A 25,084-nucleotide genomic window follows, 5' to 3' on the forward strand; every position below is an offset into this window, starting at 1 on the left:
AAAAGCATCGAGATAATTCCAAAACGAAAGGGCAACTTCTTCAGTCAGATTCTGATTCTGAATGGCCTGCCGGTAACAGTCGAGCCAGACTTCGCGTGCCTCGGGAGTAATTTTATGAGGTAAATGCCTTTTGTACATCATGGGCCGACCGCGGTTTTTGTTAAAATACATGGGGCCGCCGCAAATCTGAATAAAAAAATCAGATGAATTTTTTACAGCCCGTTCCAGTCCGGCTGCATCCTGCGGAAATAAATTTTTTATTTCACTTTTGGCCAGCAAATCGTAGTGATCCTTCACCAACTTCCGAATGCCCTCATCGCCCAAAATCCGGTAAATCTCTTGTGTTGGCAAAGCAACTTCGGGTCTGTTTCCGGGCGTATATTTACTAATTTGAAATTCCATTTCTGTTTTTTCGTTCAATCTAAACAAAGAACAAACATATTGGGAAGAGGTTGAGTATTTTTAGAAATCGGCAAAGGCCAGGGTGGCAATGCTTACTTTTGTGCCGGAAACTTTTAATAATTCATAAGCACAAGCTTCAAGGGTTGAGCCGGTGGTAACCACATCGTCAACAAGCAAGACGCGTTGATTTTCAAATTTTTCCGGATTTTTAACCCCAAAAATACCCTCCACGTTTTGCCATCGCTCAAACCGGTTCTTCCGGGTTTGGGTGGAGGTAAAAACTTTTCGGTGTAAATTATTATCAGAAATGGGTTTATTCATACTTTCCGAAATTCCACGGGCAATCCAATCGCTTTGATTAAAGCCGCGTTTTTTCTGCTTTTTCGGGTGAAGTGGCACCGGCACAATTGTATCAATCTGATTGAAATTTTCAGTTTCGGCCAAAATATCGCCAAACCTCCTGCCGGTTTCCAGGCCCAACTCTTTCATTCCTTTGTATTTAATAAAGTGAATAAGTTTCTGGTAACGGCTTCCCTTGCGGTAATGAAAATAAGAAGTGGCATGTTCAACCTGTACCCTACCCCAGAAAAGTTGCGCCACTTTATTTTCGTTTTCGTTTTCAAACCGACTGATTGGTAAATCGAACCAGCATTTCATGCAAAGGTATTTTTCCTGCGAAATGAGCCTTTCGCCGCAGGTAATACAAAGCTGAGGATAAAACAACCCCAAAACATCATCAAAAATCTGAGTCAGCGTGTTCATGCCCCGAAAGTTACGAAATAAAATAAAGATGTAACAAAAGAACCCGGCGATAAAAACTTCGGATTTTAATCAAACTTTAATAATGCATTAAACACAATGAAATATTTTGAAGCTTTATTTGTACCAGGTAATTGAAAAGAATCATTTTAAACTACCTCGTTCTTTTAAGCTGTTCAAAATAAAATGGTTCTTTTTCATAGAATTATCTTTACTCTCTCTTATCCCTTTTTTGAAATTGTTCCCAGGTTGTCTTTTCCCGAGGCAACCTTTTTTTTGTGAAAAAGTTTCTCTCATTTGCAACATTTTTTCACAACCTGCTGTTTATTAGATTCTCATGAAACAAGTGTTGTTCAATATTCAGCGGGTATTTCATACTTCAGAAGATGAAATGAATGCCATTGAAAATGTGATGCAGGTTACATTTCTGGAAAAAAACCAGTTTCTGCTAAAGGAAAATGAAGTGTGTAAAACCATTGGTTTTATTGAGCACGGAAGTATGCGACTTTTTTATGAAACGCCCGATAAAGAAGTTTGCAACGATTTCTTTTTCGAAAATTCGCTGGTAGGTTCAATAGCCAGTTTTCTCACCCAAACTCCTTCCATTGTAAATATTGCAGCCATTGAAAAATGTGAATTACTGCTTTTTGAATATACCGATGTAATGGCACTGACCCGGAAATTCCCTGCCCTGAAAACTCTGGCCAATATTATTTTGCAGGAACAACTCCTTAGGGCCGAAAAACGTGAGGCATCTCTACTCCGCGACACACCGGAACAACGATTCAAAAACCTGTTGGAAGAGCACCCCAAAATATTCAAACGCATTCCGCTTCGTTATGTGGCCAGCTACCTTGGCATCACTCCCGAAACACTCAGCCGTTACCGCGCAAAATTTCTTTTGTAATTTTTTTTCGTTCGACGCAACCTGTTTTCAGACAAAATCATCCTTTTCTTGATTTGGATCAAGTGCAGGCGGAATTTTACTCATTTTCTTTGCCCTGTAATTTTAAAACAATGTAAAAATGAAAACGAAAAACAGAAACGAAGAAATCCTGGTTTTAACCGATGTAATTAAAGTGTTGGTAAGTAACACAGAAAAGGGAAACGGCTATGCAATTTTCGAAGAGAATGTTCCGCCGCTGGGTGGGCCGCCGCCACACCGCCATCCGGATGAAGAAGTTTTTTATGTGCTTGAGGGCAAGTTTGAGTTTATTCTGAACGACATGGAAAATCCGTTTCAGGTGCTGCCGGGAAGTGTGGTGCATGTGCCGTCGAATGCCATTCACACCTTTAAAAATGTGGGTGGAACACCGGGAAAAATGTTGGTGATGTTGAGGCCGGGCGATTTGCTCGATTATTTCCGGGCCATTGGTACGCCCATCAGGAATGACAAAGACCGGCCTGATTTAACACAAGTGCCCGATATGTCAAAAATCGATTTATCGAAAGTTTTTGAACTGGCGCCGTTGTACGATATTGAGTTTTTTCTGCCTGAAGTCATGAAAAATGATGTAAATTGAAATGTGTTTTAAGTTTCGCAAATGATTGTTGTCGATCTCATAAAAAACAGTAAAGGCGATGTGTATGCCAAACTGAGCTACGAGCCGCAAAAAAATTATCTGCTGATGAAGTGGATGGGACCGTGCTCGGAAGAAGAGGTAAAAACAGCATCGATGCGTATGTTTGAGTGGCAAAAAAGGGAAGGGTTGCGAACCAAATGTCGGTTTCATGTGCACGACACCAAAGAAATTGAAGGTGCCTGGGCCGGGCTGGTGGACTGGATTAGCAACTATTTCTTCCCACTCAACTACGAATACGGAATGCGTTACAACATCAGCATCATTTCGCCCGATTTGTTTTCCAAACTTTCTTCGCTCGAATTAAAGAACAGGAACAGCAGCAAGATTCCAACAATTCTTTGCGAAACCATTTCCCAGGCCGAAGCATGGATTACAAAAAAATACCTGGAGTAATGTTTTTCAGCCTTTTGCGTCTTTTCCAAAATCACAATTAAATTGATTTCAGATTTCCCTTCAGATTTATAAATTTTTAAACTGTATTAAAATGAAAGCTTCAAGAATTATAATCCTCAACATGCTGTTGTTGTGGCCTTTACTGGTCGTTTCGCAGCAGTTTTGGCTCCTTACCACCGAGTTTTGGGGCGGTCCGAAAACCGGAATCACGTTGGTTGATGATTCTGTATTGTATGTGAGTACCACTACCGGAGTTTTAAAAAGCACCGATGATGGAAATCATTTCGAACAGGTTCTTTCAGCATCGTCGGTACATACCGTTTTTGCTTCATCATCCGGAACTGTTTTTGCCGGCGGAACCGGGAAAATCTATTTCTCAGAAGACTCAGGGATTACCTGGGATTCTGTTGCAATAAACTCGGTTTATCCGGTGAAACAAATTATTGAAAACAAATACGAAACTCTTTTTGCCATTACCGGAGTTGAAGATGAAGGTGACGGGGTTTTTTGTTCGGAAGATGATGGAAAAACCTGGGAATCCCGCAACAATGGACTTGGATATTTAAAAGGATGCGAACGGATTGCCGTCGATAAAAACGGCAGGCTTTATCTGGCAATTTCCGATATGGGTCCAACCGGTAACGGAGGGTTGTTTATCTCTGAAACGTTTGGGTTGCTTTGGGAAAAAATTTCCATAAAAATGGACTCATTTTCAGCACCCGTAAAAATCAAACAACCTACCGGCCTTTCGGTTTCTCCAAACGACAGTCTTTACCTTAGCTTTTATGGTGTTGCTCCTAATTTTATGGTCCAGCTTAATTTGTGTGTAAGTATTGATGATATAAAAGCACCCAATTCGTGGAAGGCAATGCATGTGCAAAAAAATACGAGCTGGTGGACAGACCGCCCGCTGAATAACATCCATTTTTCACAAAACGGCGACTGGTACAGTTCCTACTATCAATTAGCATACATTGGTGCAACCTACTTTTCAGAAACCGGTGGAAATTTCTGGAATCGTGTGGATTATGGCCTTGGTAGTTCGGAAGACGGATGGCGCCATCCGCAACAGTTTGTTGAAAAAAGTTCGGGCAGGATATTTATGATCCAGTACCTCGATGAGCGAATTTATACCACCGACAAAAGTTTGGTGACGAGTGCAAAACCTCCTGTGCATAATTCTCCTCCGATTCAGGTTTTCCCCAATCCGGTAAGAGCTGGTGGAAAATTAACAGTTCAGGTTCCCGAATCAGATGTTTCAGCGGAAATTTCAATTTATGATTTAACTGGTAAAATCCTGGTTTCGAGACCAAATTCAGAAAGTTTCAACGAAATTAAAGTTCCGGAGAAACCCGGAATGTATATTGTAGCCGCAAAATACCAGGATGCGGTTCAAACAGAAAAAATCCTGGTTTATTAATATTCATTTTTAAATTTTTGCCATGAAGATTATGACAATGTTCATTTTGCTAAGCTTTGCATTTGTTTTTGCATTTGCTCAGGACGATGAGAAAAGCAATGAAATCCGCACACTTTCCGGAAACAAAAGTCTGGGATTTTACGGTGCTGCAACAATTGGTTATTCCCAAATGGAAGCCAAAGACGCTTTGGTTATCGGCGGTCGTGCCGGATTGATTTTTAACCATTCCACAGCTCTTGGGCTGGCAGGTTACGGCTTTTTCAACAACCTTGACGGTTACAATCTGCCGGTTGGTGGTGAAGGGTGGTATTCACTGGCAGGCGGTTACGGTGGAATTTTTATTGAACCCATTTTGGGTGCAACCAAACCGGTGCATGTTTCTTTTCCGGTTTTGGTGGGAATGGGTGGAGTCGGGTTGGTCAGAAATGTTGGCCCCGGAACCTGGGAAGACCCGTGGGATATTGAAATACCGGAAAATGATTTCTTTTTTGTGCTGGAACCTGCTGTTGATCTGGAGTTCAACTTGACTTCGTTTTTCCGTATGGCGGCTACTTTGAGCTACCGGTTCACTTCAAATGTTGAACTTATTGGAAAAACTCCGGATGTGTTGCAGGGTTGGAATTTCGGACTGACTTTCAAGTTCGGCAAATTTTGAAAAGAGAGATTTAAAAAGGAGTACTGAGGTAAAAGTATTCCTTTTTTAAATTTTTTACACAACTATTTTATTATCAATTTTTAAATGAACATTATGATTGGACCGGATAAGAACCAGGTTTTTCCTTTGGAAAACTATAATAAACTTTGTTTTCTAAAGAATATCATCAAGAATCCCAATATAATTGTTGGCGACTACACTTACTATGATGATTTTGAAGACGTAAATAACTTCGAAAAAAATGTAAAATACCATTTTGATTTTATTGGAGATAAATTAATTATTGGAAAATTTTGCATGATAGCTTCTGATGTGAAATTTATAATGAACGGAGCAAATCACCTTTCCAATGCTTTAACCACTTATCCGTTCGCTATTTTTGGAAATGGATGGGAAAATGCAATGGCTGGAAAAGATTATCCCCAAAAAGGAAATATTACCATTGGCAATGATGTTTGGATAGGTTACAACGCCACAATTATGGCAGGTATTACTGTTGGCGACGGTGCAATTATTGCAACTAATTCCCTTGTGGTAAAAGATGTTGAGCCCTACTCTATTGTAGGTGGAAATCCTGCCACTGAAATTAAAAAACGGTTCGCAAATGAAACCATTAAAAAACTTTTACAGTTAAAATGGTGGGATTGGGATATTAAAAAAATCACTAAAAATCTTGAAAATCTAACAGACAACCGTATTGAAAAACTAATGAATTAGAAAAAATTATTGAATTATGGCAACAATTTTAAAATCAACTCAAAGAGACTTTAAGGAAAGTCCGAACAAGATTGATAATTACAGAATTTACACAGATGTTTCAAGAATTCATAAAGGAATAAATCCTGAAAACCTAAATTTTGATTTAAGGCAGCTGAATCCTGGTCAGTATTCTGCGCCGTATCATTTCCATCGCTACGCAGAAGAATTATTTTTTTTAATTTCTGGCTCGGCAACATTAAGAACCCCAAATGGATTGGAAATTGTAAACCATGGAGACTTGATATTTTTTGAAAAGGGAGAAGCAGGAGCACACCAACTCTATAATCACACCAATGAACCGTGTATTTATCTGGACATCAGAACTTATATTCGTTATGACATCGCTGAATATCCCGATTCAAACAAAATTTTGATTGCTCCGACTTATGAGATTTTCAATAATAATTCGAAGGCAAGTTATTTCGACGGCGAGACGAAAATAAAAGATAAGTGGAAAAAAATTGAAAATAAAGGCAAATAACGCCAGCTTTCCAACTGACATTTGTCCCTACGGGATGCATTCAGCGCAAAATGTGCTATTTCATCAAATTTTTAAATCTTCCGAAAATGCACCGCCAATCCCGAATTTTCTGCCACATCAAACTCCAAAACCGACCCGGCATTTACTTTCCGGTTTTCAATATTTACTTTGGTGGATGATTCGGAACCGGGGTCGTGCGAATAGACAATTGCTTCGTAGTCAATATTTTCGTCAAGAAAATCAAGGTTAAACTGAACGGTTTTACCGGTGTTTCCGGTGAGTGAACCCAAAAACCAGTCGCTGCCTGATTTCCTGGCGATGGTTGCATATTCCCCTATTTTCCCTTCAATCACTTTTGTTTCGTCCCAAACGGTGTGCATATTTTTGAAAAATTCAAGTTCAGGAACATCCTGAATATATCCTTCTGAACTTCCTGCACCACCGGTTCTGCCGGGTGAGCCCTGCGGACGATCGTACCAGTACAAAAACTGCCACGGGCTGTACAACATCACCGCCTTGGCCAGTTGAGACACATGTCCTCCCATTTTTTCGGTTACACGCGGAGCAAAATAGCAATTGGTGTTGTCGCCGGCGCCGGCCAGCATTCTTGTAAACAAAGTAATCAGCGTGTGTTTGTTGGAGGGACTTTCCTCATCGCCGCGAATTCCTTCCTGCGTCATCAGGTTCGGAAATGTTCGTGAAAAACCCGTTGGCCGGTATTCGTCGTGAATGTCAACCATCAACTGATTTTCAGCCGCTTTTTTAACTGCTTCGTGCAGCCAGGTGGTCCATTCCTGGGAGCCAACCTGCACAAACCCGTATTTTACGCCTTTTATTCCCCACGATTTATACAACGGCAGAATTTCATCCAATTGTTTTTCAAGCGCCCGGCGGTTCACGTAAACAATAATCCCGATTCCTTTGCTTTCGGCATAATCAATCACCTGGTGCAAATCGAGCGGGCCGGACGAGCGGGCCGGGTCAACCGTAACGGTGGTCGCATCCGAAGTTTCGTCGCCTTCGGGTCCATACCAGCCGGCATCGAACTCCACATACTGCAATCCGTTTTCCGCGGCAAAATCCACACAGGCCAGACCACCCTGCGTGGTAAGGGTCACTTCGCGAATCACTTTTCCCGGTTTAACCCATGAAACATCTTCAATGGCACACGGCTCATTCAGATTTTCCAGGAAATAATTATTCTCCAAAAGTTCACCCGGAGAACGGCCAATCATGATGGTTCGCCAGGGTGTGGTGTAAGGAGGTTCAACGGTTGGCGCATCGTGAAGGCCAGCCAACAGCGAATTTTCCCGTTCGCCTGACAGGAACTTCATACGCGAAAAATCGATAAGTTTGGCCTCGCCCAAAGCCAGAAAATAGTTGCCCGTTTCAATCACCAAAGGTCGTTCGGCAGGCTGTTCAATATCGTTTATCAGCACTTTTCGGTACTCCGACTGCGCCCTGTCTGAAACCCAGGCAGGATAATTCTCAGTCAGCCGGAATTCGGTTAGCTCTTTTTGCAGCATGATTTTATTTTTCCCAGGTTGCGGTAAAAAAGTATAGTTGAACGCTACACCTTCATCATAAATCCGAAAAGTCATTTCAAATTCCCGTTGCGGCAGACCGGTTGTTTCCCGCAACCGGATTTTCACCTGGTTGTAATGGTCCCTCACCTCCGACCGTTCACCGTAAACCGGTTGCCAAACCTGGTTCACTGTGGTTTTTTCAGAAGAAACAATTTCGAAATTTTTGCCTAAAACCGATTCACCTTCCTGCTGAAAACCCAGCCTTGAAGGTTGGATTAAAACAGAATCAGCAAAAAATACCGAATAAATTATTTGTGAAGAATCGTCAACTGCAATCTGAACTTCGGTTTTTCCATCAGGACTGAAAACCGATATTTCGGATGGGTTTTTACAGGAAAAAAGCAGAAAAGCACTGATTAAAAAAATTAGGTTTTTCATTTACATGATGTTTAATTTCAATATTCAAATATCAGAAAAACAAAATGAAATATGAAAAGCTATAAACCTGTTTTTCAAATTTCTGCACATAATTTTACTGAAGGGCATTCTGATAACCTTCATCATTCAACAGATTCGGTTTCATCGACGCTTCCACGGCCAACTGGTCGCAGCGCTCGTTCAGGGGATTATTGGCGTGACCTTTCACCCACACAAATTTTACGTAGTGTTTTTTGAAAACTTCAAGAAAACGTAACCAGAGATCGGGATTTTTTTTGCCTTTAAACCGTTTTTTCACCCAGTTAAACACCCAGCCTTTCTCCACGGCGTCGGCCACGTATTTGGAGTCGGTGTAAATGGTGACTTCACTTCCGGGAATTTTCAGGGTTTCAAGCGCCACAATTACCGCCAGCAACTCCATTCGGTTGTTGGTGGTAAGCCGGTAACCTTCCGATAATTCCTTGCGGTGGGGTCCCGAAAGCAGCACAATTCCGTAACCGCCCGGCCCCGGATTTCCACGGGCTGCCCCGTCGGTATAAATTGTAATTTTTGGTCTGGCCATTTTTATTCACAAAAACTAATGCAAAGGAGAATGTATTTTTTTAAAATTCCAACCAAAACAGATAATTCATATCATAATATATTCGAAATATTCAATTTATATTTAGCCCGAATTTCAAAAAAACCATCTTCAATGTTTAGAACCGGATTATTGACCGTTTTCCTGCTTTTGGGACTGGGATTTTTTCTGTCTGCTTCGGCACAGGACAGAATTATCACTGTATCAAACGACACCATTGATTGCAAAATCAACCGGGTAACTGCCCAGTCCATTCAATTCATGCAGGTCAGCGGAGGGGTGAAAACCAAATCGAGCATAAGCCGAAAAGATGTTCAATCGTGGCAGGTTAGCGAATCGGTAGAACCTGAAAATAGTTTTAATACCAACGTTTTTCAAACCGAAAGATGGCGGTTTTCGATAACTGGTGGCGGCGGTTACCGCATAGCAAGCACAAAAGAAACGCGAAAAAATCTGGAAAACCGGGGAATTCCCTCTTCGGAGATTGATTCCTATTTCAAACAGGTAAAAACAGGCGCTAAAGCCGCCGGGCAGGTGCACTATTTGATTTGGGAAAACTATGGGCTGGGAATTGATTATCAGTTTCACCATTCGTCGGGAAGCCTGCACGGAACTGTTGATCCGGGAGACACATTTACATTTATTTACGGCAAATTCACAGACAACATTTACACCAACTACGTGGGTTTGTCGCTTTATATGCAGCATTGGATTAATCCGAAATTTAAGTTTTACGGACAGGTTTCCAGCGGGCTTACCCTTTTCAGGGAAGAATCAGTAATTATTTATACTCCTATACTAATTACCGGGAAAGCCTACGGCGGGAACTCGGAATTTGGTGTGGAGTATTTTGTCGGGAAAAAAATATCAGTGGCTATCAGTGCCGGACTTTTTCAATCAAGTGTATCGAAAATAAAAGTTAATAACGGCATAAATATCCAGGATGTTAAGCTGGAAAAAGAACAAATGGAAGGTTTGTCGAGAGTTGACATTGGAGCAGGACTGAGATTTTATTTGTAATATTTTAACCTTGAAACGATGAACTTGAAAACGACACATCGAAATAATAAATCCCATTCAAAACTTGTTTTTGGACTGCTGATTTTGATTGGATTGCTGGCCTCATGCAGCAACGATTTTCTGGATATGCAATATCCGTCGAACTACATTGCGGGCGACACAATATTCGTGATGAGCGACATTCAAAGTTTTGAGCAGGAAATAAACCTGCTGAACACCGAGCCGGCTTCATGGAAGCTTTATCAGTTTCCCCGATGGCTGGAAGTCAACCCGAAGGAAGGCATTGCAAATCCGGGTTCCAGGGTGAATTTCCAATTCAGCATAAAAGAAAACGAAATGTACTTTGGTCTTGGAATTTTTGCCCTTCCGCTGGTATTTGAAGTGGAAAAAGTTGGCCTTGTGCAGCATACCGTGGTAGTTTGGAATGTTGGCGAACCGGAAATCAGCAACACCCCGTCATTGATTGAAGTGGACTACACGTTGCAGGGTATGTACCAGATAGACAACAGTGGTTACGGAATTCTTTTGTGGGAAGTGGTAAGCAAACCCGACTGGCTGATGCTGGAAACCACCGAAGGAATTCTCGGCGCTCATGAATATGGAATCTGGCAGTACGCTATTCATCCCGAAGGACTTGAACCGGGAGATTATTCCGGGAAGGTTGAAATTTGGAACAATGTGTCCGGTGCCAGTTATTTCATTGAATTTAAATTTACCATTGAGGAAGCGGGTTATTATGGAGGTTATTTGACAGGGGAGTACATTGATGCGGCCTACATAAAAAATCTGGACCAGGTGGTGGTTTTAACAAAAAATCCGAACAACCTGCTGTTTTTCCGGTCAGATTCACCCGATGTTGATACGCTAAAACTCAACCGCGTTCCGCAATGTATCGCTTTGTCGGAAGATGGTAGTGCACTGGCAGTCGGATTTTCCAATGCTGAAATTTCAACCTATTCGGCTGAATCCCGGGCGCTGCTGGCCACTTATCCGGCAGGCAATGTTCCAACACGAATAGCATTTGCCGGGGAAAACCGCCTTTTTTACCTTGAGAATTCAGACTACAACTATTTTCTGACAGGTCTTGATTTGGAAACCGGAAATCGCTTTAAATCAAAAGAGAGCGAAGGTGGACTTTCGGTGCTCAAAAAAGTTCCGGGAAAAAATTTGCTGCTTTCCACCCGGCCCGGCTGGAGTCCCGACGGATTGTTCCTGTATGACATTTCAAACGGTTTGGTAACCGATTCGCTTAACGAATACTGGATGGCACTGAACGGGTTTTGGCTGTCGGAAGACGGGGAGCGGATTTTTGCCGGAACCCGCCGGATTTATCAGGTACCGGAATATATTCCCGGCAAGTTGTGGAGCATGGAAACCCCGCCGGTACTCGGTGAATTTGACCTTTCAGAGGACTTGAGAATTAATTCCATTGCACATCAGGGTGAAACCGGGAAAATTTTTATCGCATGCGATGAAGGCTGGTACAGAAGTACTTCCTACATAAAAATGTTGGATTACAACACCCTGGTTGAGCAGAAAAGCTGGGAATTGAGTCCAAATCCACCGTTTGGATATCCTCCCGGAAATACGTGGTGGTCGAAAATAATGAACATATTTCCGGCCGCTTCGGGTGATGAAATTTGGATTCTCCAGGAACAGCCGGCAGCCGATTACCGTGATCCGAATACCTGGTCGATTGAGCGGTTATCTTTGTAACTGCAAATCAAAAAAAACAGGCTTCACTTTAAATTCTGTGAAGCCTGTTTTTTTTTAGAATTAAATTCTTTATTCAACAACTTTCATTTCATCAATGAGGTGAGTTGCGCCGGCATACTTGTCAATCACCCAAAGTACAAATCGAATATCCACGTTAATGCAGCGTTGCAATTCGGGTTCAAACGCAATGTCGCCACTCATGGCTTCCCAGTTTCCATCGAACGCCACGCCAATCAGTTCTCCTTTGGCATTGAGCACCGGACTGCCAGAATTTCCTCCGGTTATGTCGTTGTTGGTAATAAAACAAGCTGCAAGTTCACCTTCGTCGTTGGCATAGCGGCCAAAATCGCGGGCCAGTAACAACTCTTTCATGCGTTCGGGTACATGAAATTCATCATCACCCGGAATTTCTTTTTCCAGATAACCATCAACCGTTGTGTAATATTTGTAAATAACCCCGTCGCGTGGCTCATAGTCAAGCACCTGCCCGTAGGTAAGGCGCATGGTTGAATTGGCATCCGGATAAAAGTTTTTATCTTTTTGCATTTCCATTAAACCCGCAACAAACAAACGGTTTCCTTTGTCCAGCAAATCGTTATTTTGTCCGGCCAGGTCATTCAATTCCCTGTATTTTTCAAATACATCGCGGGCAGCCTGAAACGCCATGTCTTTTTCAAGGGTTTTCAATTTCATGTTATCCAGAAACTGATTCACTTCATTTTGATCGTCAAATACCGATTTTTTGAACATTTTTTCCGTGTATTTATCAAAATCGCCTTTGTACCTTTTCTGCACTTCAGCAAAAAAAGCCGGATGGTATCTCGGGTCAATATTTTCGGAATACAACTTCATTAATGCAGCCGCTACTTTCATGTCTGTTTCGGCATCGTAATCTTTAAAATGCGAATCCATGCCACTGGTTATGCGGTTTTTAATCATTTCCTGAAACTCTGGGCGGGTTTCACCATCGCTTAACAACCGGTAAACCGGCAGTGCACGGTAGGCAAACATAAAAATCTCCGGACCACGAACCATGGCTTCTGCCATATATTCCTGGGCTTTTTTTACTTCCACATCTTTGTATGCCTCTTCAATATAATTCAGAGCTTTTCCATATTTTTCCCTGCGGTTGTTATCAGCATTCACCCATTGCGTAAATTCATCTTCCAGCGCCTCTTTTTCCCCAATTACATTCAGGTTTTCCAACCCACGGTTTTGCCCAATACTGTATTTATAATAGTTTGAACTACTGGCATATTTTGATGCGTACTGAATTCGTGCTTTCTGGCTGCTACCCATGTATTGGTCAATTATCCGCAATTTTTCTTCACGCACTTCCACCCGCACCGGATTGGTAACATCCATAGTGTATTGTACTCCATAGGAAGTATTGTATCTGTTTGTTCTGCCCGGGTATCCCATCACCATGGCGAAATCGCCTTCTTCAATGCCATTAATTGAAACAGGAAAAAAGTGTTTCGGAGAATAGGGAATATTGTCTTCAGAGAACCTTGCTGGTTTTCCGTCGGGACCAGAGTAAACGCGAAAAAGAGTAAAGTCGGCAGTGTGCCGTGGCCACATCCAGTTGTCGGTATCGCCGCCGAATTTTCCCAGAGCCTGTGGTGGAGCACCTACCAAACGAATATCGTTAAACGTTTCAACCACAAAAAGATGAAACTGATTGGAGTTGAAAAACCTCCGCACATAGGTTTCGTAATGCGTTTCCCCTTTAGCTTCTTTTTCCAGTTCGCTTGTAACGCTGTTTATTTTTCTATTCCTTTCCTCCTCGGTCATGTCGTCGTTCAGTTCAGTCAAAACCTTGTCGGTAACATCTTCAATACGCACCAGAAATGAAACTGATTTTCCCGGGTTTGGTAATTCTTCTTCGCGGGTCATGGCCCAAAATCCGTCCTGCAGGTAATCATGGTCCACACTCGAATGTGTTTGTATTTCATCGTATCCGCAATGGTGATTGGTTAGCAACAATCCTTCTTTTGAAATTAATTCGGCTGTGCACGATCCCCTGTCGAGTGCAACAACAGCATCTTTTAAACTGGAATTATTGATGCTGTAAATGTCTTCTGCTGACAACTCCAGTCCCATTTGCTGCATTTCAGAAACATTCAACTTATTTATAAGCGAGGGCAGCCACATCCCTTCGTCGGCCACTGCCCTACCCAATAATAGAACTGTCAGGAGCAGCAAAAAACTCAATCTTCTCATTTTATACAATAAATTTTATAATTTTTGAAAGTGCAAATATAATATTTCACTTTTCATAGCTAAGTGATTTATGTTTGGTTTACAGTAAGCAGTGGTTAAAAAAGTATAATCCCGGCTGTGGTTTGTCAATTCTTTCTAATTTTGTAGCTCTCAAATAAAAGCAGGGAGATAGTGAAGAAAAAGTTATTTAAAAAACTAAACGACCGATACCGTTTAATTATATACAACGATACCACTTTTCAATCGGTCTGGAGTATGAAACTCTCAAGGCTGAAGGTTTTTACCGTTACCAGTCTTTTGTCGGCAATTATTGTAATGCTTGTAATTTTACTTATTGCCACAACTGGTTTACGCGAATACATTCCCGGTTATCCGAAGGCAGAATACAGGCAATTGCTGGTTCTCACTGCACTTAAAGTTGATTCGCTTGAAAACGAACTTTATAAACGCGATCAGTTTTTCAGGGGAATTCAAGCCATTATGAATGGCGAGGTTCCTGAAGATGATTTGGTTATTGATACGTCTTATTCATCAAACCAGGTTGATTTTGAACAATTTAACCACGATTCGGTTTTCCAGGACAAACTTTTGGCTGAACAAATTAATTTAACCCCACAAGGGAATACAACAACTCGCAGATTAAGTTTGAGCCAGATTTATTTTTTTGTTCCTGTAAAAGGAGTGATAACAAATAAATTCAAATCAACACAGGATCATTTTGGGGTTGACCTGGTAAGTGAACCAAATGCACGGATTTCGGCCATTATGGATGGAACTGTAATTTTTTCAGGATGGACTATTGAAACCGGGTATGTTATATACATTCAGCACGATGCAGAACTCATTTCAGTTTACAAGCACAATTCAGAATTGCTGAAAAACATGGGAGACAGGGTAAAAGCCGGGGAGGCAATTGCCATTATCGGGAACACAGGTGAACTTTCTACCGGTCCGCACCTACATTTTGAACTTTGGCACAATGGCACAGCCCTCGATCCGGAACAATACATTGATTTTTAGGAATATGAAGAAAAGAATTGCCATTCTTGGTTCAACAGGCTCAATTGGAACCCAGTCGCTCGAGGTGATTGATAAAAATCCTGAATTGTTTGAAGTAGAAGTTTTAACAGCTTACAATAATGTTGAATTACTGATTTCGCAGGCCAAAAAATTTCAGCCAAATGCTGTGGTTATTGCCAACGAAAATAACTACAGCATTGTTTCCGAAGCCCTGCAAAATGAACCCATAAAAATATTTGCCGGAACCGACGCACTAAACCAGGTGGTGCAAATGGAAACCATTGATTTGGTTATTACGGCAATGGTTGGTTATTCGGGATTAATTCCAACCTGGCATGCAGTAAAAGCCGGAAAAAATATTGCCCTGGCCAACAAGGAAACCCTGGTAGTGGCAGGGGAAATTATTACCAGTCTGGCCAAAGAAAACCAGGTAGATATTTTACCGGTTGACTCAGAACATTCAGCTATTTTTCAGTGCTTAATTGGGGAAGTTTACAACCCTGTGGAAAAGATTTTTCTTACATGCTCGGGTGGGCCTTTCAGGGGAAAAACAAAAGAAGAGCTGGGAAAAGCAACGGTGAAAGATGCTCTTGCCCACCCCAACTGGGACATGGGCGCAAAAATAACTATTGATTCGGCAACTCTTATGAACAAAGGCTTTGAAGCTATTGAAGCGCACTGGTTATTTGGGTTACCCTCATCTAAAATCGAAGTGGTTATTCATCCGCAATCGGTAATTCATTCCATGGTACAATTCGAAGACGGTTCCATTAAAGCACAAATGGGACTTCCTGATATGCGACTTCCTATTCAGTACGCGCTTGGATTTCCGCACCGGATAAAAAACAACTTTCCGCGGTTCAACTTTTGGGATTATCCCAACTTGCATTTTGAAAAGCCGAATACAAAAATTTTTCGTAACCTTGCACTCGCTTTTGAGGCTTTGGATGCCGGCGGCAATGTCCCCTGTGTGCTGAATGCCGCAAATGAAGTGGTGGTACAGGCTTTTTTAGACGAAAAAATTGATTTTCTGAAAATGCCGGAAATCATCGAAAAAACAATGGAGAAAGTTAATTTTATAAAAAAACCAGGCATCGATGACCTGATTCAAACCAACACCGAAACAAGACGTATAGCAAAGTTGTTAACAGAAGACAAATTTTAAGAAAAGAGGAAATTTTTTAAATGGAAACAATATTAATTAAAGCTGCCCAGCTCATTTTAAGCCTTTCAATTCTGGTAGTTTTACACGAGTTCGGGCATTTTATGTTCGCACGTCTCTTTAAAACAAGGGTTGAAAAATTTTACCTGTTTTTCGATCCATGGTTTTCACTGTTTAAAGTAAAAAAAGGTGACACTGAATATGGCGTTGGCTGGCTGCCCCTGGGCGGTTATGTCAAAATTTCAGGAATGATTGACGAGTCGATGGACAAAGAGGCCATGAAACAACCTCCCAAGCCCTGGGAATTCCGATCAAAACCGGCATGGCAACGGCTTCTGATTATGCTTGGCGGTGTTATGATGAACTTTCTTTTTGCCATGATAATTTATATTGGTGTACTTTATGCCTGGGGCGAAACCTATTTGCCAACCAAAAATGTAACTTATGGCATAGAGGTAACTGAAGTGGGAAAAGAAATCGGTTTTCAGAATGGCGATAAAATCCTGACGGTTGAAAACAAGGAAGTGGAAAATTTCATGAAAATAATTCCAACCATTGTTCTCGACGATGCACGCACAGTTCAGGTTGAACGGGATGGGAAAGTTCTGAATGTGGAAATTAGTGATGCCGATTTGGCCTTGTTGCTGAAAAGCAAAGAAGTAATGACCTGGCGTAAACCGTTTGATGTTCAGGTTGGAAATATTGTGGATGATTCGCCAGCCGCCGCAGCAGGATTGCAAAAAGGGGATATTTTTGTGAATATCGACGGAAACCGGTTCGAATTTTATGATCAATTTTCAGACTACCTCAATTCCAGAAAAAATGAAACGGTTGAGCTGACTCTTTTACGCGAGGGTGATGAAATAAAACAGAAAATTAACGTTTCTGAAGAAGGCAAACTGGGATTTTACCCCGTTTTTAACAACCCTGATATTCTTCAACTGGCCACCATCAACTACGGTTTGCTGGAATCCATTCCTGCCGGAATCAGCCGCGGTGTTCAAACCACCAAAGATTACCTGAAACAATTTAAACTCTTTTTCAGGCCCGAAACAAAGGCCTACGAATCGCTGGGCGGGTTTGCCACCATTGGAAATATTTTCCCGGCCACCTGGGACTGGTTTTCTTTTTGGAACATGACAGCTTTTATTTCCATTATTCTGGCCATTATGAATCTTCTGCCCATACCGGCGCTCGATGGCGGCCATGTTATGTTTCTGGCGTTTGAAATGATTAGCGGAAGAAAACCCGGCGAAAAATTTATGGAATATGCACAAATTGCAGGAATGGTGCTATTGCTGGGTCTTGTACTTTTTGCCAATGCCAATGATATAATTAAAATGATTAATGGAACGTTTTAAGTAAAAAAGTTCTATTTTTGCATCAAACCATTTTTAACTTCATTATCATGAATTTATTTGTAGTAGCAGGATTTATCGGACCACAGGAAATAATTATCATCTTAATTATAGTACTACTCCTTTTTGGCGGTCGTAAAATACCCGAATTAATGAAAGGCCTTGGAAAAGGTATGAAAGAATTTAAAAAAGCTACCAAAGAGGGAGACGACGAAGAAGAAAGAGCCGAAACCGGGAAAATTGAAAAATAACCCATATCAAAATTTTTCCAAAAATCCCGTTGCTGGTCAATCCGCAGCGGGATTTTTGCATAATACAGCATTATTTCACACATAATCAATATGGTAAGATTTTTGTTGTAAAAAATGCGAATCAAAAAAAATTGACACAAATGAAACTGAAAGGAATATTCCGGATTTTTTCTCTGCTGATGCTTGTTGCCCTTGTTTCGTGTAATAACAGTGGAAACACAGGCGTATCGAAAAATGTTACCGGCCGCGCAGGTGAACTGGTTGTAGTTATCAGCGAGGAAGCCTGGGCAGGTAAACCGGGAAAACTTTTACGCGAAACCCTGGCGCAGGAACATCTTGCCCTGCCGCAGGATGAACCGCTTTTCGATTTGGTGAAAGTTCAGCACCAGGGGTTTAAAAGTATTTTTAAAACTACCCGCAACATTGTTCAAACCCGCATTTCGCCGAATATCGATTCATCAGGTGTTACTTTTCAGGATAATGTTTGGGCAAGCCCACAGGCAACAGTTATCATTCAGGCCAGAAATGAAAACGAGTTCGAAAAACTTTTTGTTGAAAATAAAGACAGGATAATGTCTTATTTTCTGAAAGCAGAAAAAGACCGGCTTACCCAGAACTACCAAAAGTATTATGAACGCGGAATTTACAATATTTTGAATGAAAATTTTGGTGTAACCATGAATGTAGCACCGGGTTTTCAGATTGCAGAAGAGAAAAAAGATTTTATCTGGCTGCGTTATGAAACGCCGGAAATTTCGCAGGGAATTGTTTTGTACACATTTCCTTATGTGTCAGACAGTGCATTTATGGTTAATTACCAGTTAAAAGTTCGTGACAGTATTTTACGCGCCCATGTTCCCGGACCCACAACCGGAAGTTTTATGGCTACTGAAAGGCGCATTGAACAAATCAACAATTTCCGTGAACACAACGGAAACTACGCAGCAGAAATGCGCGGATTATGGCGGGTTGTTAACGATTTTATGGGCGGCCCGTATATTTCACTGGCTGTTTTGGATGCTGCCAGGCAACGTGTAATTGTGGCTTATGGCTATGTTTATGCACCAAGCAAGGACAAACGTAATTTACTTCGTCAGGTGGAAGCGATGATTTATTCACTTAAATTAAATAACCAGTCTGAAAACGATAAACTAAACCAACAACAAATTGGAGTTGATATTCTGTCGGAAAACTTATAATCAAAACACAGCTTTTACAATTTCTTTTACATTGTCGGAAATTCCGTAGGTGTAAATATGCAGCGACGGTGCATTGTTTGCCACTAAATCTTTCGACTGGTAAATGGCCCATTCAGTACCCACCTGCCTGGCTTCATCATTGTTTTTACATTTAGCCAGTTCCTTAGAAAGCTCCAGCGGCAAATCGATGCTGAAAATTTTAGGCAACACGGTTAACTGATTTTTCATGTTAATGGGTTTTATGCCAGGAATAATGGGTACGGTAATGCCATTTTCGCGGCATTTTTTCACAAAATCGTAATACATTTGGTTGTTGAAGAACATCTGGGTAACAATGTATTCAGCTCCGGCATCCACTTTTTGTTTCAGGTAAAAAAGATCCTGCTCCTTGTTGGGTGCTTCAAAATGTTTTTCCGGATAACCGGCCACTCCAATACAAAAATCGAGCGGAGTACTGTTTTTCAGATCTTCTTCCAGGTAAATTCCGTTTTTCAGATTTACTATCTGCTTAACCAGTTCGCTGGCATTGGCGTGTCCTTCTTTTTCCGGTTGAAAAATGTGCTGGTTTTTAATGCCGTCACCACGAAGGGCCAGCACATTTTCAATACCCAAAAAATGCAAATCAATGAGAACATGTTCAGTTTCACTTTTAGTAAATCCTCCACACAAAATATGAGGAACTACCGGTATGCCATACCTGTGCTGAATAGAAGCTGCAATGGCCACAGTTCCCGGACGTTTTCGCACTGTGCGTTTTACAATGGAACCGTCGGGCATTTCCCTGAACTCCACTTCATCGCGGTGCGTAGTAATATTAATGTATTTCGGGTCGAAATCAACCAGGCTTTCAATAGTTTTATAAATTCGTGTAGCCTCGTTTCCTTTTAACGGGGGAAGTAGTTCAAAAGAAAAAACTGTTTTTTCCGATTTATTGATGATGTCGATTACTTTCATTTGAATCCATATATTTCCGTGCAAAATTAATAAAACGAAACTGTGGGAGGCGAAAAAATTTCAATTCTGTAATAAAATACATTTAACTTTAAGGTTTTTAATTCTGTTCATAAAAACATTTTTGTTATGAAAACTCTATTAAAATCTCTAAGAATTGGTTTTCTGTTATCAATTTTTGCAATCATGCAATTTTCCCTGAGTGCCCAAATCAAAGTTAAAAAAGTCAGCCATTCGGTTATTGAATCGAAAGCACTCACTATTGATGGGAATTTTGGCCAGGCTATCAATGGGAAATCGTTTCAGCAGGACGCAATGGTTACACATAACGGATTTCAGTATGTGGGATATTACAATGCCCAAAGGTATGTTTGTATGGCCAGGCGCAAATTGCCCGGTGCTGATTGGGAAATCCTTGAATTGAAGGACTACCATTTTAAAAGCAATGATGCCCATAATACAATTTCCATCGGGATTTGCCCTGAAGACGGCACCATACATATTGCATTCGACCACCACAACGATCCGCTGCACTACCGTGTTTCCAAAAAGAATGTAGCCACAAATCCGGGAGAAGTAGTGTGGGAAGCTTCACTTTTTGGTCCGGTTACCTCCGAACTTGAAAAAGGGAAAAACATAGTGATAACCTATCCCCGTTTCTGGCAAACTCCCGGTGGCGGCCTCCAGTTTTGCTACCGCAAAGGTGGATCGGGAAATGGCGACCGCATGTTGGTGGATTATGATCCGACAGATGGAACCTGGAAAAACACACGCCAGATTGACTCAGGAAAAGGAATGTTTGAAGATGTTCTTGGACAGAGTGAATCCAGGTGTTCTTATCCGAATGGCTATGATTATGGCCCCGATGGAAAATTGCATGCTACCTGGGTGTGGAGGGAAGACAGTCAGGGATCCAATCACGATTTAATGTACGCTTACAGTACCGACCAGGGAAAAACATGGCTCAATAATAACGGAGAAGTTTTTTCCGAACCTCCCGGCGTAAATTCTCCCGGATTAAAAGTGGTTGACATTGGTCGCAAATACGGATTGATGAATACACACGGGCAAACGGTTGATTCGCAGGGGCGAATTCATGTGGTCATGTGGCATTGTTCCGACGAATCACTGAAAGCAGCAGGAAGCTGGCCGGGAGAACACCGGTGGGGCCCTCCCGAAGCGCGCCGCTATCACCATTACTGGCGGGAAGAAAATGGTAACTGGCAACACCTAGAGCTTCCGTGGATCGCAGGAGATCGTCCTAAAATATTTGCAGATAAAAACGATAATATTTACATGATTTTTGGCGCACAGCACTCAGGCACTGTAAATAATTTGAAATATGCCGAAGGGGATTTGGTGATAGCCGCAGCCGGCTCCGTTTCAAAATGGACTGACTGGAAAATCATCCATACTGAAAAAGGACCATTTGTAAACGAAATGCTGGGCGATTTTTACCGCTGGAGAAATGACGGAATACTTTCGGTAATGGTGCAGGAAATGCCCGCAGCGGTTCACGAATCTACACCATTGCGAATAATTGATTTTCAGTTTTCAGGTGAATGACCAAAAGGTTAAAATTTTTTCTCCTTCCTCAACGCATTCCTCGAAGCCCGGTCAACCATGGTAAAAAGCCTGTGGATTTCATCTTTGTGCCTGGTGGGTTGATGGCCTTGCACTTTTACGAATTCACAATCAAACCTATCCATCAACCTAAAAAATTCTATGTACAAATCAGAATTATTAATTTGCCTGTTGTTTCTTGAATGATAATTATTTTTCTCCAATCGTTCACGCCTGGAGTTTAAGCTTATAATATTTTGTGAATCAGTATAAATTATGACTCGATTCCCGTCCTCGGGAATTTCCTTTAGCACCCACATCAAAGTTTGTAATTCCAGTTTTGTTGACGAAGTTTGTTCAAACCGTTTCACTTTCACCTGTTTTTTCAACGTTTCCGGTGAAGGAACGGGTTCTGATACCACAAGCCAGGCGCCAAATCCGGTTTTGGATGAAACATCCACACTTCCATCAATAAACAGTAATATCTTATTCATGTTGCAAATCTAAAAAAGCCATGGGGTTTTCGAAAATAAAAAACCACCAATTTACTATAAACCAGCAGTTTTTGTAGTCCCACCAGGAATCGAACCTGGATCTACAGTTTAGGAAACTGCTATTCTATCCGTTGAACTATGGGACCCTCTAATTTTCAGGTGGGCAAAAATAGAGAAAAACCTATTTCCCGGCAAATCAATTCCAAAATAATCTCGTTTTTTATCCTTATTTTCAACCCGAAACAAAAATTACCGTATATAAAGCATATTCTACTGAATTGAAATAAATTCTTTAAAAATCAAATATTATGGGAAACAACATCAACCGAAGAAAATTTTTGGGAACCGGACTGGCAGCAGCAGCAGCCACGGTAACCGTCGGAAATGCAGTGGGCTCTGAAAAAGAATTCAGTCGAATTCCGGTTAAAAAAAACGATGAACACCCTTTCAATCCAATAACATTCAGTGCCATGCCTACTCACTCTTTTGGCAAAACGGGATATAAAATAGGTATTTTAAGTTTGGGCGGACAGGCAACACTCGAAATTGCAGGCCGGGAAGAAGAGTCAGAAAAAATTATCAATCGCGCCATCGATTTGGGAATTAACTATATTGACACCGCTGCATCGTATGGCCGGGGTGTGAGCCAGTTAAACATTGGCCGGGTAATGAAAACCCGCCGCAGTGAAGTGTGGCTTGCCACCAAAACCCACGATCGGACCTATGATGGTTCCATGCGTTTGCTTGAGGAAAGCCTGAAAAATCTTCAAACCGATCATTTAGATACCTGGCAGTTGCACAATGTACAACGACAGGAACAAATTGACCAGATTTTTGCTAATGACGGCGCCATAAAAGCACTTGAAAAAGCTAAATCGGAAGGTGTGGTTCGGAATCTTGGAATTACAGGGCACTTTGAACCCATTGTGTTGCTTGAAGCCATAAAACGATATCCGTTCGACACACTTTTGCTTGCACTCAATGCTGCCGATGTACACTACCTCAGTTTTAAAAATTATCTGTTGCCTGAAGCACAAAAACGTGGAATTGCCACCATCGGAATGAAGGTGACCACCCGCGGACGCATGTTGAATTGCTGGACTCCACCACCACTGGAAGAACAAACCGATGCCCGGATGCGTACGCCAAAAGCGGGAACTATTTCAATAAAAGAAGCATTGACTTACAATATGAGTCTCCCGGTAAGTACTACCATTATTGGAGTTGACAGCATGGAACAACTGGAAGAAAACGTAAAAATTGCTTCTGAATTTTATCCACTTCCTTTGGCCCTAATGGAAGAAATCGAATTCAAAACGCTGCCCATTGTAAGGCAGGGACTGTATTTCAGAAGGTGGGATATCGGAGTTTAAATTTTCAGCAAATATTTCATACGTAATTAACCAGGCTTAAAATTGACATAAATTTTACTCCATTCTTCCCATTCCAAAATATTTTATATTCGAAAACCGAAATGTAATTGATGAATATAAAAGACAGATTATTTTACAAACCCAAATCTGTTTTAAAATAAATTCCGTAGTTTTACCGTCCTCATAAAAAGATGAATATGTACACATCACCATTATTTGGAAAAGAATGGCACTGGCGCAATGTTAAAATGGAAGCCAGGGAACAAAATATGATTTCACGAATTTAAAAACCGAAAAGGGATTTACTGCTTGTGCCGTAAATCCCTTTTTTAATAAAAAATAAACTTAAAATTATAAAACATGACTCATCAAAAGAAAATTTTTCTTGAAGAATCGGAAATGCCCAGACAATGGTACAACCTGGCACCCGATCTGCCAACACCTCTGAATCCACCAATTGGACCTGATGGAAATCCCATTTCGCCTGAAATGCTGGCGCCGGTATTTCCAATGAATTTGATTGAACAGGAAGTAAGCCAGGAACGCTGGATTGACATCCCGGAAGGAATTCGGGAAATTTTGGTTCAGTGGAGGCCAAGTCCGCTGATTCGAGCCTACGAGTTGGAAAAAGCGCTGGGCACCCCGGCAAAAATCTACTACAAAAACGAAGGTGTTTCGCCGGCCGGAAGCCATAAACCCAATACAGCCGTTGCACAGGCCTGGTACAACAAACAATTCGGCATAAAAAAACTGACTACCGAAACCGGCGCCGGACAATGGGGAAGTGCGCTGGCTTTTGCCTGTGCCCAATTGGGTGGCATCGAGTGTAAAGTTTTTATGGTGCGCGTTAGTTTCGACCAGAAACCGTTCCGCAAAATGATGATGAACACTTACGGAGCAACCTGTATTGCCAGTCCAAGTACTGAAACCCAGGCAGGTCGTAACATTCTTGAAAAATATCCCGATACACCCGGAAGCCTGGGCATTGCCATTTCAGAAGCCATTGAAGCAGCAGTTACCGATCCTAAAGGTGAAACACGTTATTCTCTGGGCTCAGTGTTGAACCACGTTATGTTGCACCAAACCATAATTGGTCTGGAAGCCAAAAAACAGTTGGCTAAAGTAGGCATTAAAAATCCCGATGTGGTGATTGGCTGCTGTGGTGGGGGAAGCAATTTTGCAGGAATTTCATTCCCTTTTATGTACGATAAAATTCATGGTGCCGACATTCAGATTATTGGAGCTGAGCCGTTTAGCTGCCCAACCCTGACCAAAGCGCCGTTTATTTACGACCATGGCGATGTAGCCAAAATGACTCCCCTACTGCCCATGTACAGTTTAGGGCACTCATTTATACCGGCTCCAATTCACGCCGGTGGATTGCGCTACCACGGAATGGCTCCGCTGGTTAGTGCCGCGTTAAAAGACGGTTTGATGGAAGCACAGGCCATTCACCAAAGCGAATGTTTTGAGGCCGGATTGCTTTTCTCCAAAACCGAAGGCATTATTCCTGCGCCAGAAACCACCCATGCAATTGCTGCCACCATTCGCGAAGCCAAAAAGGCAAAAGAAGAAGGAAAGGAAAAAGTTATTCTGTTCAACTTCAGTGGCCACGGATTGATGGACCTTGTGGGATATGAAAAATACCTTACAGGCCAACTGAATGATTTTGAATACCCGGAATCGGAAATTGCCAAAAACCTGAAGGAGCTGGAAGGTTATCCGCTGCCGAAATAAAAGCCCCCACTGACTCCTCCA

At 41.7% G+C, this 25,084-nt stretch carries 24 protein-coding genes and 1 tRNA gene; 17 read left to right on the forward strand and 8 right to left on the reverse strand.

The features are described from left to right. Together ACESMA_RS14735 and ACESMA_RS14740 are read right to left on the reverse strand one after the other, a co-directional pair. A partial coding sequence (locus ACESMA_RS14735) for a hypothetical protein (protein WP_372949613.1) occupies window positions 1-402 on the reverse strand: 402 nt, incomplete at its 3' end. A gap of 60 nt (window positions 403-462) precedes the next feature. After that, on the reverse strand, window positions 463-1,164 hold the full coding sequence (locus ACESMA_RS14740) for a ComF family protein (protein WP_372949614.1): 702 nt from the start codon (window positions 1,162-1,164) through the stop codon (window positions 463-465). 334 nt (window positions 1,165-1,498) lie between these two features. Here ACESMA_RS14740 and ACESMA_RS14745 point away from each other — a divergent pair, with 334 nt between their 5' ends. The 7 genes from ACESMA_RS14745 (at window position 1,499) to ACESMA_RS14775 (ending at window position 6,452) form a co-directional block, all read left to right on the forward strand. After that, window positions 1,499-2,068 (forward strand): Crp/Fnr family transcriptional regulator, encoded by a 570-nt coding sequence (locus ACESMA_RS14745; RefSeq protein ID WP_372949615.1) that lies wholly within the window; start codon window positions 1,499-1,501, stop codon window positions 2,066-2,068. A 118-nt stretch (window positions 2,069-2,186) separates the two neighbouring features. Further along, on the forward strand, window positions 2,187-2,684 hold the full coding sequence (locus ACESMA_RS14750; RefSeq protein WP_372949616.1) for a cupin domain-containing protein: 498 nt from the start codon (window positions 2,187-2,189) through the stop codon (window positions 2,682-2,684). Between the two features lie 21 nt (window positions 2,685-2,705). Further along, window positions 2,706-3,137, forward strand: a complete 432-nt coding sequence (locus tag ACESMA_RS14755; protein ID WP_372949617.1) for a hypothetical protein — start codon at window positions 2,706-2,708, stop codon at window positions 3,135-3,137. Window positions 3,138-3,228: 91 nt separating this feature from the next. Continuing rightward, window positions 3,229-4,557 carry a T9SS type A sorting domain-containing protein gene (locus tag ACESMA_RS14760; protein ID WP_372949618.1) on the forward strand — a complete coding sequence of 443 codons (1,329 nt, stop codon included), beginning with the start codon at window positions 3,229-3,231 and terminating at the stop codon, window positions 4,555-4,557. A gap of 22 nt (window positions 4,558-4,579) precedes the next feature. After that, window positions 4,580-5,212 carry a hypothetical protein gene (locus ACESMA_RS14765; RefSeq protein WP_372949619.1) on the forward strand — a complete coding sequence of 211 codons (633 nt, stop codon included), beginning with the start codon at window positions 4,580-4,582 and terminating at the stop codon, window positions 5,210-5,212. 84 nt (window positions 5,213-5,296) lie between these two features. Continuing rightward, on the forward strand, window positions 5,297-5,929 hold the full coding sequence (locus tag ACESMA_RS14770) for a CatB-related O-acetyltransferase (RefSeq protein WP_372949620.1): 633 nt from the start codon (window positions 5,297-5,299) through the stop codon (window positions 5,927-5,929). A gap of 16 nt (window positions 5,930-5,945) precedes the next feature. Then, complete coding sequence (locus ACESMA_RS14775) at window positions 5,946-6,452, forward strand: cupin domain-containing protein (RefSeq protein WP_372949621.1); 507 nt, start codon at window positions 5,946-5,948, stop codon at window positions 6,450-6,452. A 71-nt stretch (window positions 6,453-6,523) separates the two neighbouring features. Here ACESMA_RS14775 and ACESMA_RS14780 read toward each other — a convergent pair whose 3' ends face one another. Then, window positions 6,524-8,416, reverse strand: coding sequence for a glycoside hydrolase family 97 protein (locus ACESMA_RS14780; protein WP_372949622.1), 1,893 nt, complete (start codon window positions 8,414-8,416; stop codon window positions 6,524-6,526). A gap of 94 nt (window positions 8,417-8,510) precedes the next feature. Continuing rightward, the gene (gene rnhA / locus ACESMA_RS14785) at window positions 8,511-8,978 is read right to left on the reverse strand and encodes a ribonuclease HI (protein ID WP_372949623.1); all 468 of its coding nucleotides are present in this window, start codon (window positions 8,976-8,978) and stop codon (window positions 8,511-8,513) included. A gap of 132 nt (window positions 8,979-9,110) precedes the next feature. On the opposite strand from rnhA, the gene ACESMA_RS14790 reads away from it, so the two are divergent. Continuing rightward, window positions 9,111-10,016: a hypothetical protein gene (locus tag ACESMA_RS14790; protein WP_372949624.1), complete on the forward strand. Its 906-nt coding sequence runs from the start codon at window positions 9,111-9,113 to the stop codon at window positions 10,014-10,016. A gap of 18 nt (window positions 10,017-10,034) precedes the next feature. Next, window positions 10,035-11,732, forward strand: a complete 1,698-nt coding sequence (locus ACESMA_RS14795; protein ID WP_372949625.1) for a YncE family protein — start codon at window positions 10,035-10,037, stop codon at window positions 11,730-11,732. Between the two features lie 69 nt (window positions 11,733-11,801). Here ACESMA_RS14795 and ACESMA_RS14800 read toward each other — a convergent pair whose 3' ends face one another. Beyond that, window positions 11,802-13,955 carry a S46 family peptidase gene (locus ACESMA_RS14800; RefSeq protein WP_372949626.1) on the reverse strand — a complete coding sequence of 718 codons (2,154 nt, stop codon included), beginning with the start codon at window positions 13,953-13,955 and terminating at the stop codon, window positions 11,802-11,804. Between the two features lie 171 nt (window positions 13,956-14,126). Between ACESMA_RS14800 and ACESMA_RS14805 the strand changes: the two genes are divergently transcribed. From ACESMA_RS14805 to ACESMA_RS14825, 5 genes are all read left to right on the forward strand, one after another. After that, the gene (locus ACESMA_RS14805) at window positions 14,127-14,975 is read left to right on the forward strand and encodes a M23 family metallopeptidase (RefSeq protein WP_372949627.1); all 849 of its coding nucleotides are present in this window, start codon (window positions 14,127-14,129) and stop codon (window positions 14,973-14,975) included. A gap of 4 nt (window positions 14,976-14,979) precedes the next feature. Next, window positions 14,980-16,140 carry a 1-deoxy-D-xylulose-5-phosphate reductoisomerase gene (locus ACESMA_RS14810; protein ID WP_372949628.1) on the forward strand — a complete coding sequence of 387 codons (1,161 nt, stop codon included), beginning with the start codon at window positions 14,980-14,982 and terminating at the stop codon, window positions 16,138-16,140. Window positions 16,141-16,160: 20 nt separating this feature from the next. Next, entirely contained in the window at window positions 16,161-17,498 is a 1,338-nt protein-coding gene (gene rseP, locus ACESMA_RS14815) for an RIP metalloprotease RseP (RefSeq protein ID WP_372949629.1), read from the forward strand. A gap of 47 nt (window positions 17,499-17,545) precedes the next feature. Beyond that, window positions 17,546-17,746 carry a twin-arginine translocase TatA/TatE family subunit gene (gene tatA, locus ACESMA_RS14820; protein ID WP_372949630.1) on the forward strand — a complete coding sequence of 67 codons (201 nt, stop codon included), beginning with the start codon at window positions 17,546-17,548 and terminating at the stop codon, window positions 17,744-17,746. Between the two features lie 140 nt (window positions 17,747-17,886). Then, complete coding sequence (locus tag ACESMA_RS14825; protein WP_372949631.1) at window positions 17,887-18,945, forward strand: DUF4837 family protein; 1,059 nt, start codon at window positions 17,887-17,889, stop codon at window positions 18,943-18,945. On the opposite strand, the gene metF is transcribed toward ACESMA_RS14825, so the two are convergent. Next, entirely contained in the window at window positions 18,946-19,899 is a 954-nt protein-coding gene (metF, locus tag ACESMA_RS14830; protein WP_372949632.1) for a methylenetetrahydrofolate reductase [NAD(P)H], read from the reverse strand. Between the two features lie 183 nt (window positions 19,900-20,082). Between metF and ACESMA_RS14835 the strand changes: the two genes are divergently transcribed. Then, window positions 20,083-21,462, forward strand: a complete 1,380-nt coding sequence (locus tag ACESMA_RS14835; protein ID WP_372949633.1) for a BNR repeat-containing protein — start codon at window positions 20,083-20,085, stop codon at window positions 21,460-21,462. An 8-nt stretch (window positions 21,463-21,470) separates the two neighbouring features. Here ACESMA_RS14835 and ACESMA_RS14840 read toward each other — a convergent pair whose 3' ends face one another. Together ACESMA_RS14840 and ACESMA_RS14845 are read right to left on the reverse strand one after the other, a co-directional pair. Next, window positions 21,471-21,953, reverse strand: a complete 483-nt coding sequence (locus ACESMA_RS14840; protein WP_372949634.1) for a ribonuclease HI — start codon at window positions 21,951-21,953, stop codon at window positions 21,471-21,473. 74 nt (window positions 21,954-22,027) lie between these two features. Then, window positions 22,028-22,099 (reverse strand) — tRNA-Arg (locus tag ACESMA_RS14845). Window positions 22,100-22,261: 162 nt separating this feature from the next. Between ACESMA_RS14845 and ACESMA_RS14850 the strand changes: the two genes are divergently transcribed. Next, complete coding sequence (locus tag ACESMA_RS14850) at window positions 22,262-23,326, forward strand: aldo/keto reductase (RefSeq protein ID WP_372949635.1); 1,065 nt, start codon at window positions 22,262-22,264, stop codon at window positions 23,324-23,326. A 360-nt stretch (window positions 23,327-23,686) separates the two neighbouring features. Then, window positions 23,687-25,063 (forward strand): TrpB-like pyridoxal phosphate-dependent enzyme, encoded by a 1,377-nt coding sequence (locus ACESMA_RS14855; RefSeq protein ID WP_372949636.1) that lies wholly within the window; start codon window positions 23,687-23,689, stop codon window positions 25,061-25,063. The last annotated feature ends 21 nt before the right edge of the window (window positions 25,064-25,084 follow it).

This window comes from Mariniphaga sp. (assembly GCF_041687215.1).
Classification (GTDB): Bacteria; Bacteroidota; Bacteroidia; order Bacteroidales; family Prolixibacteraceae; genus Mariniphaga.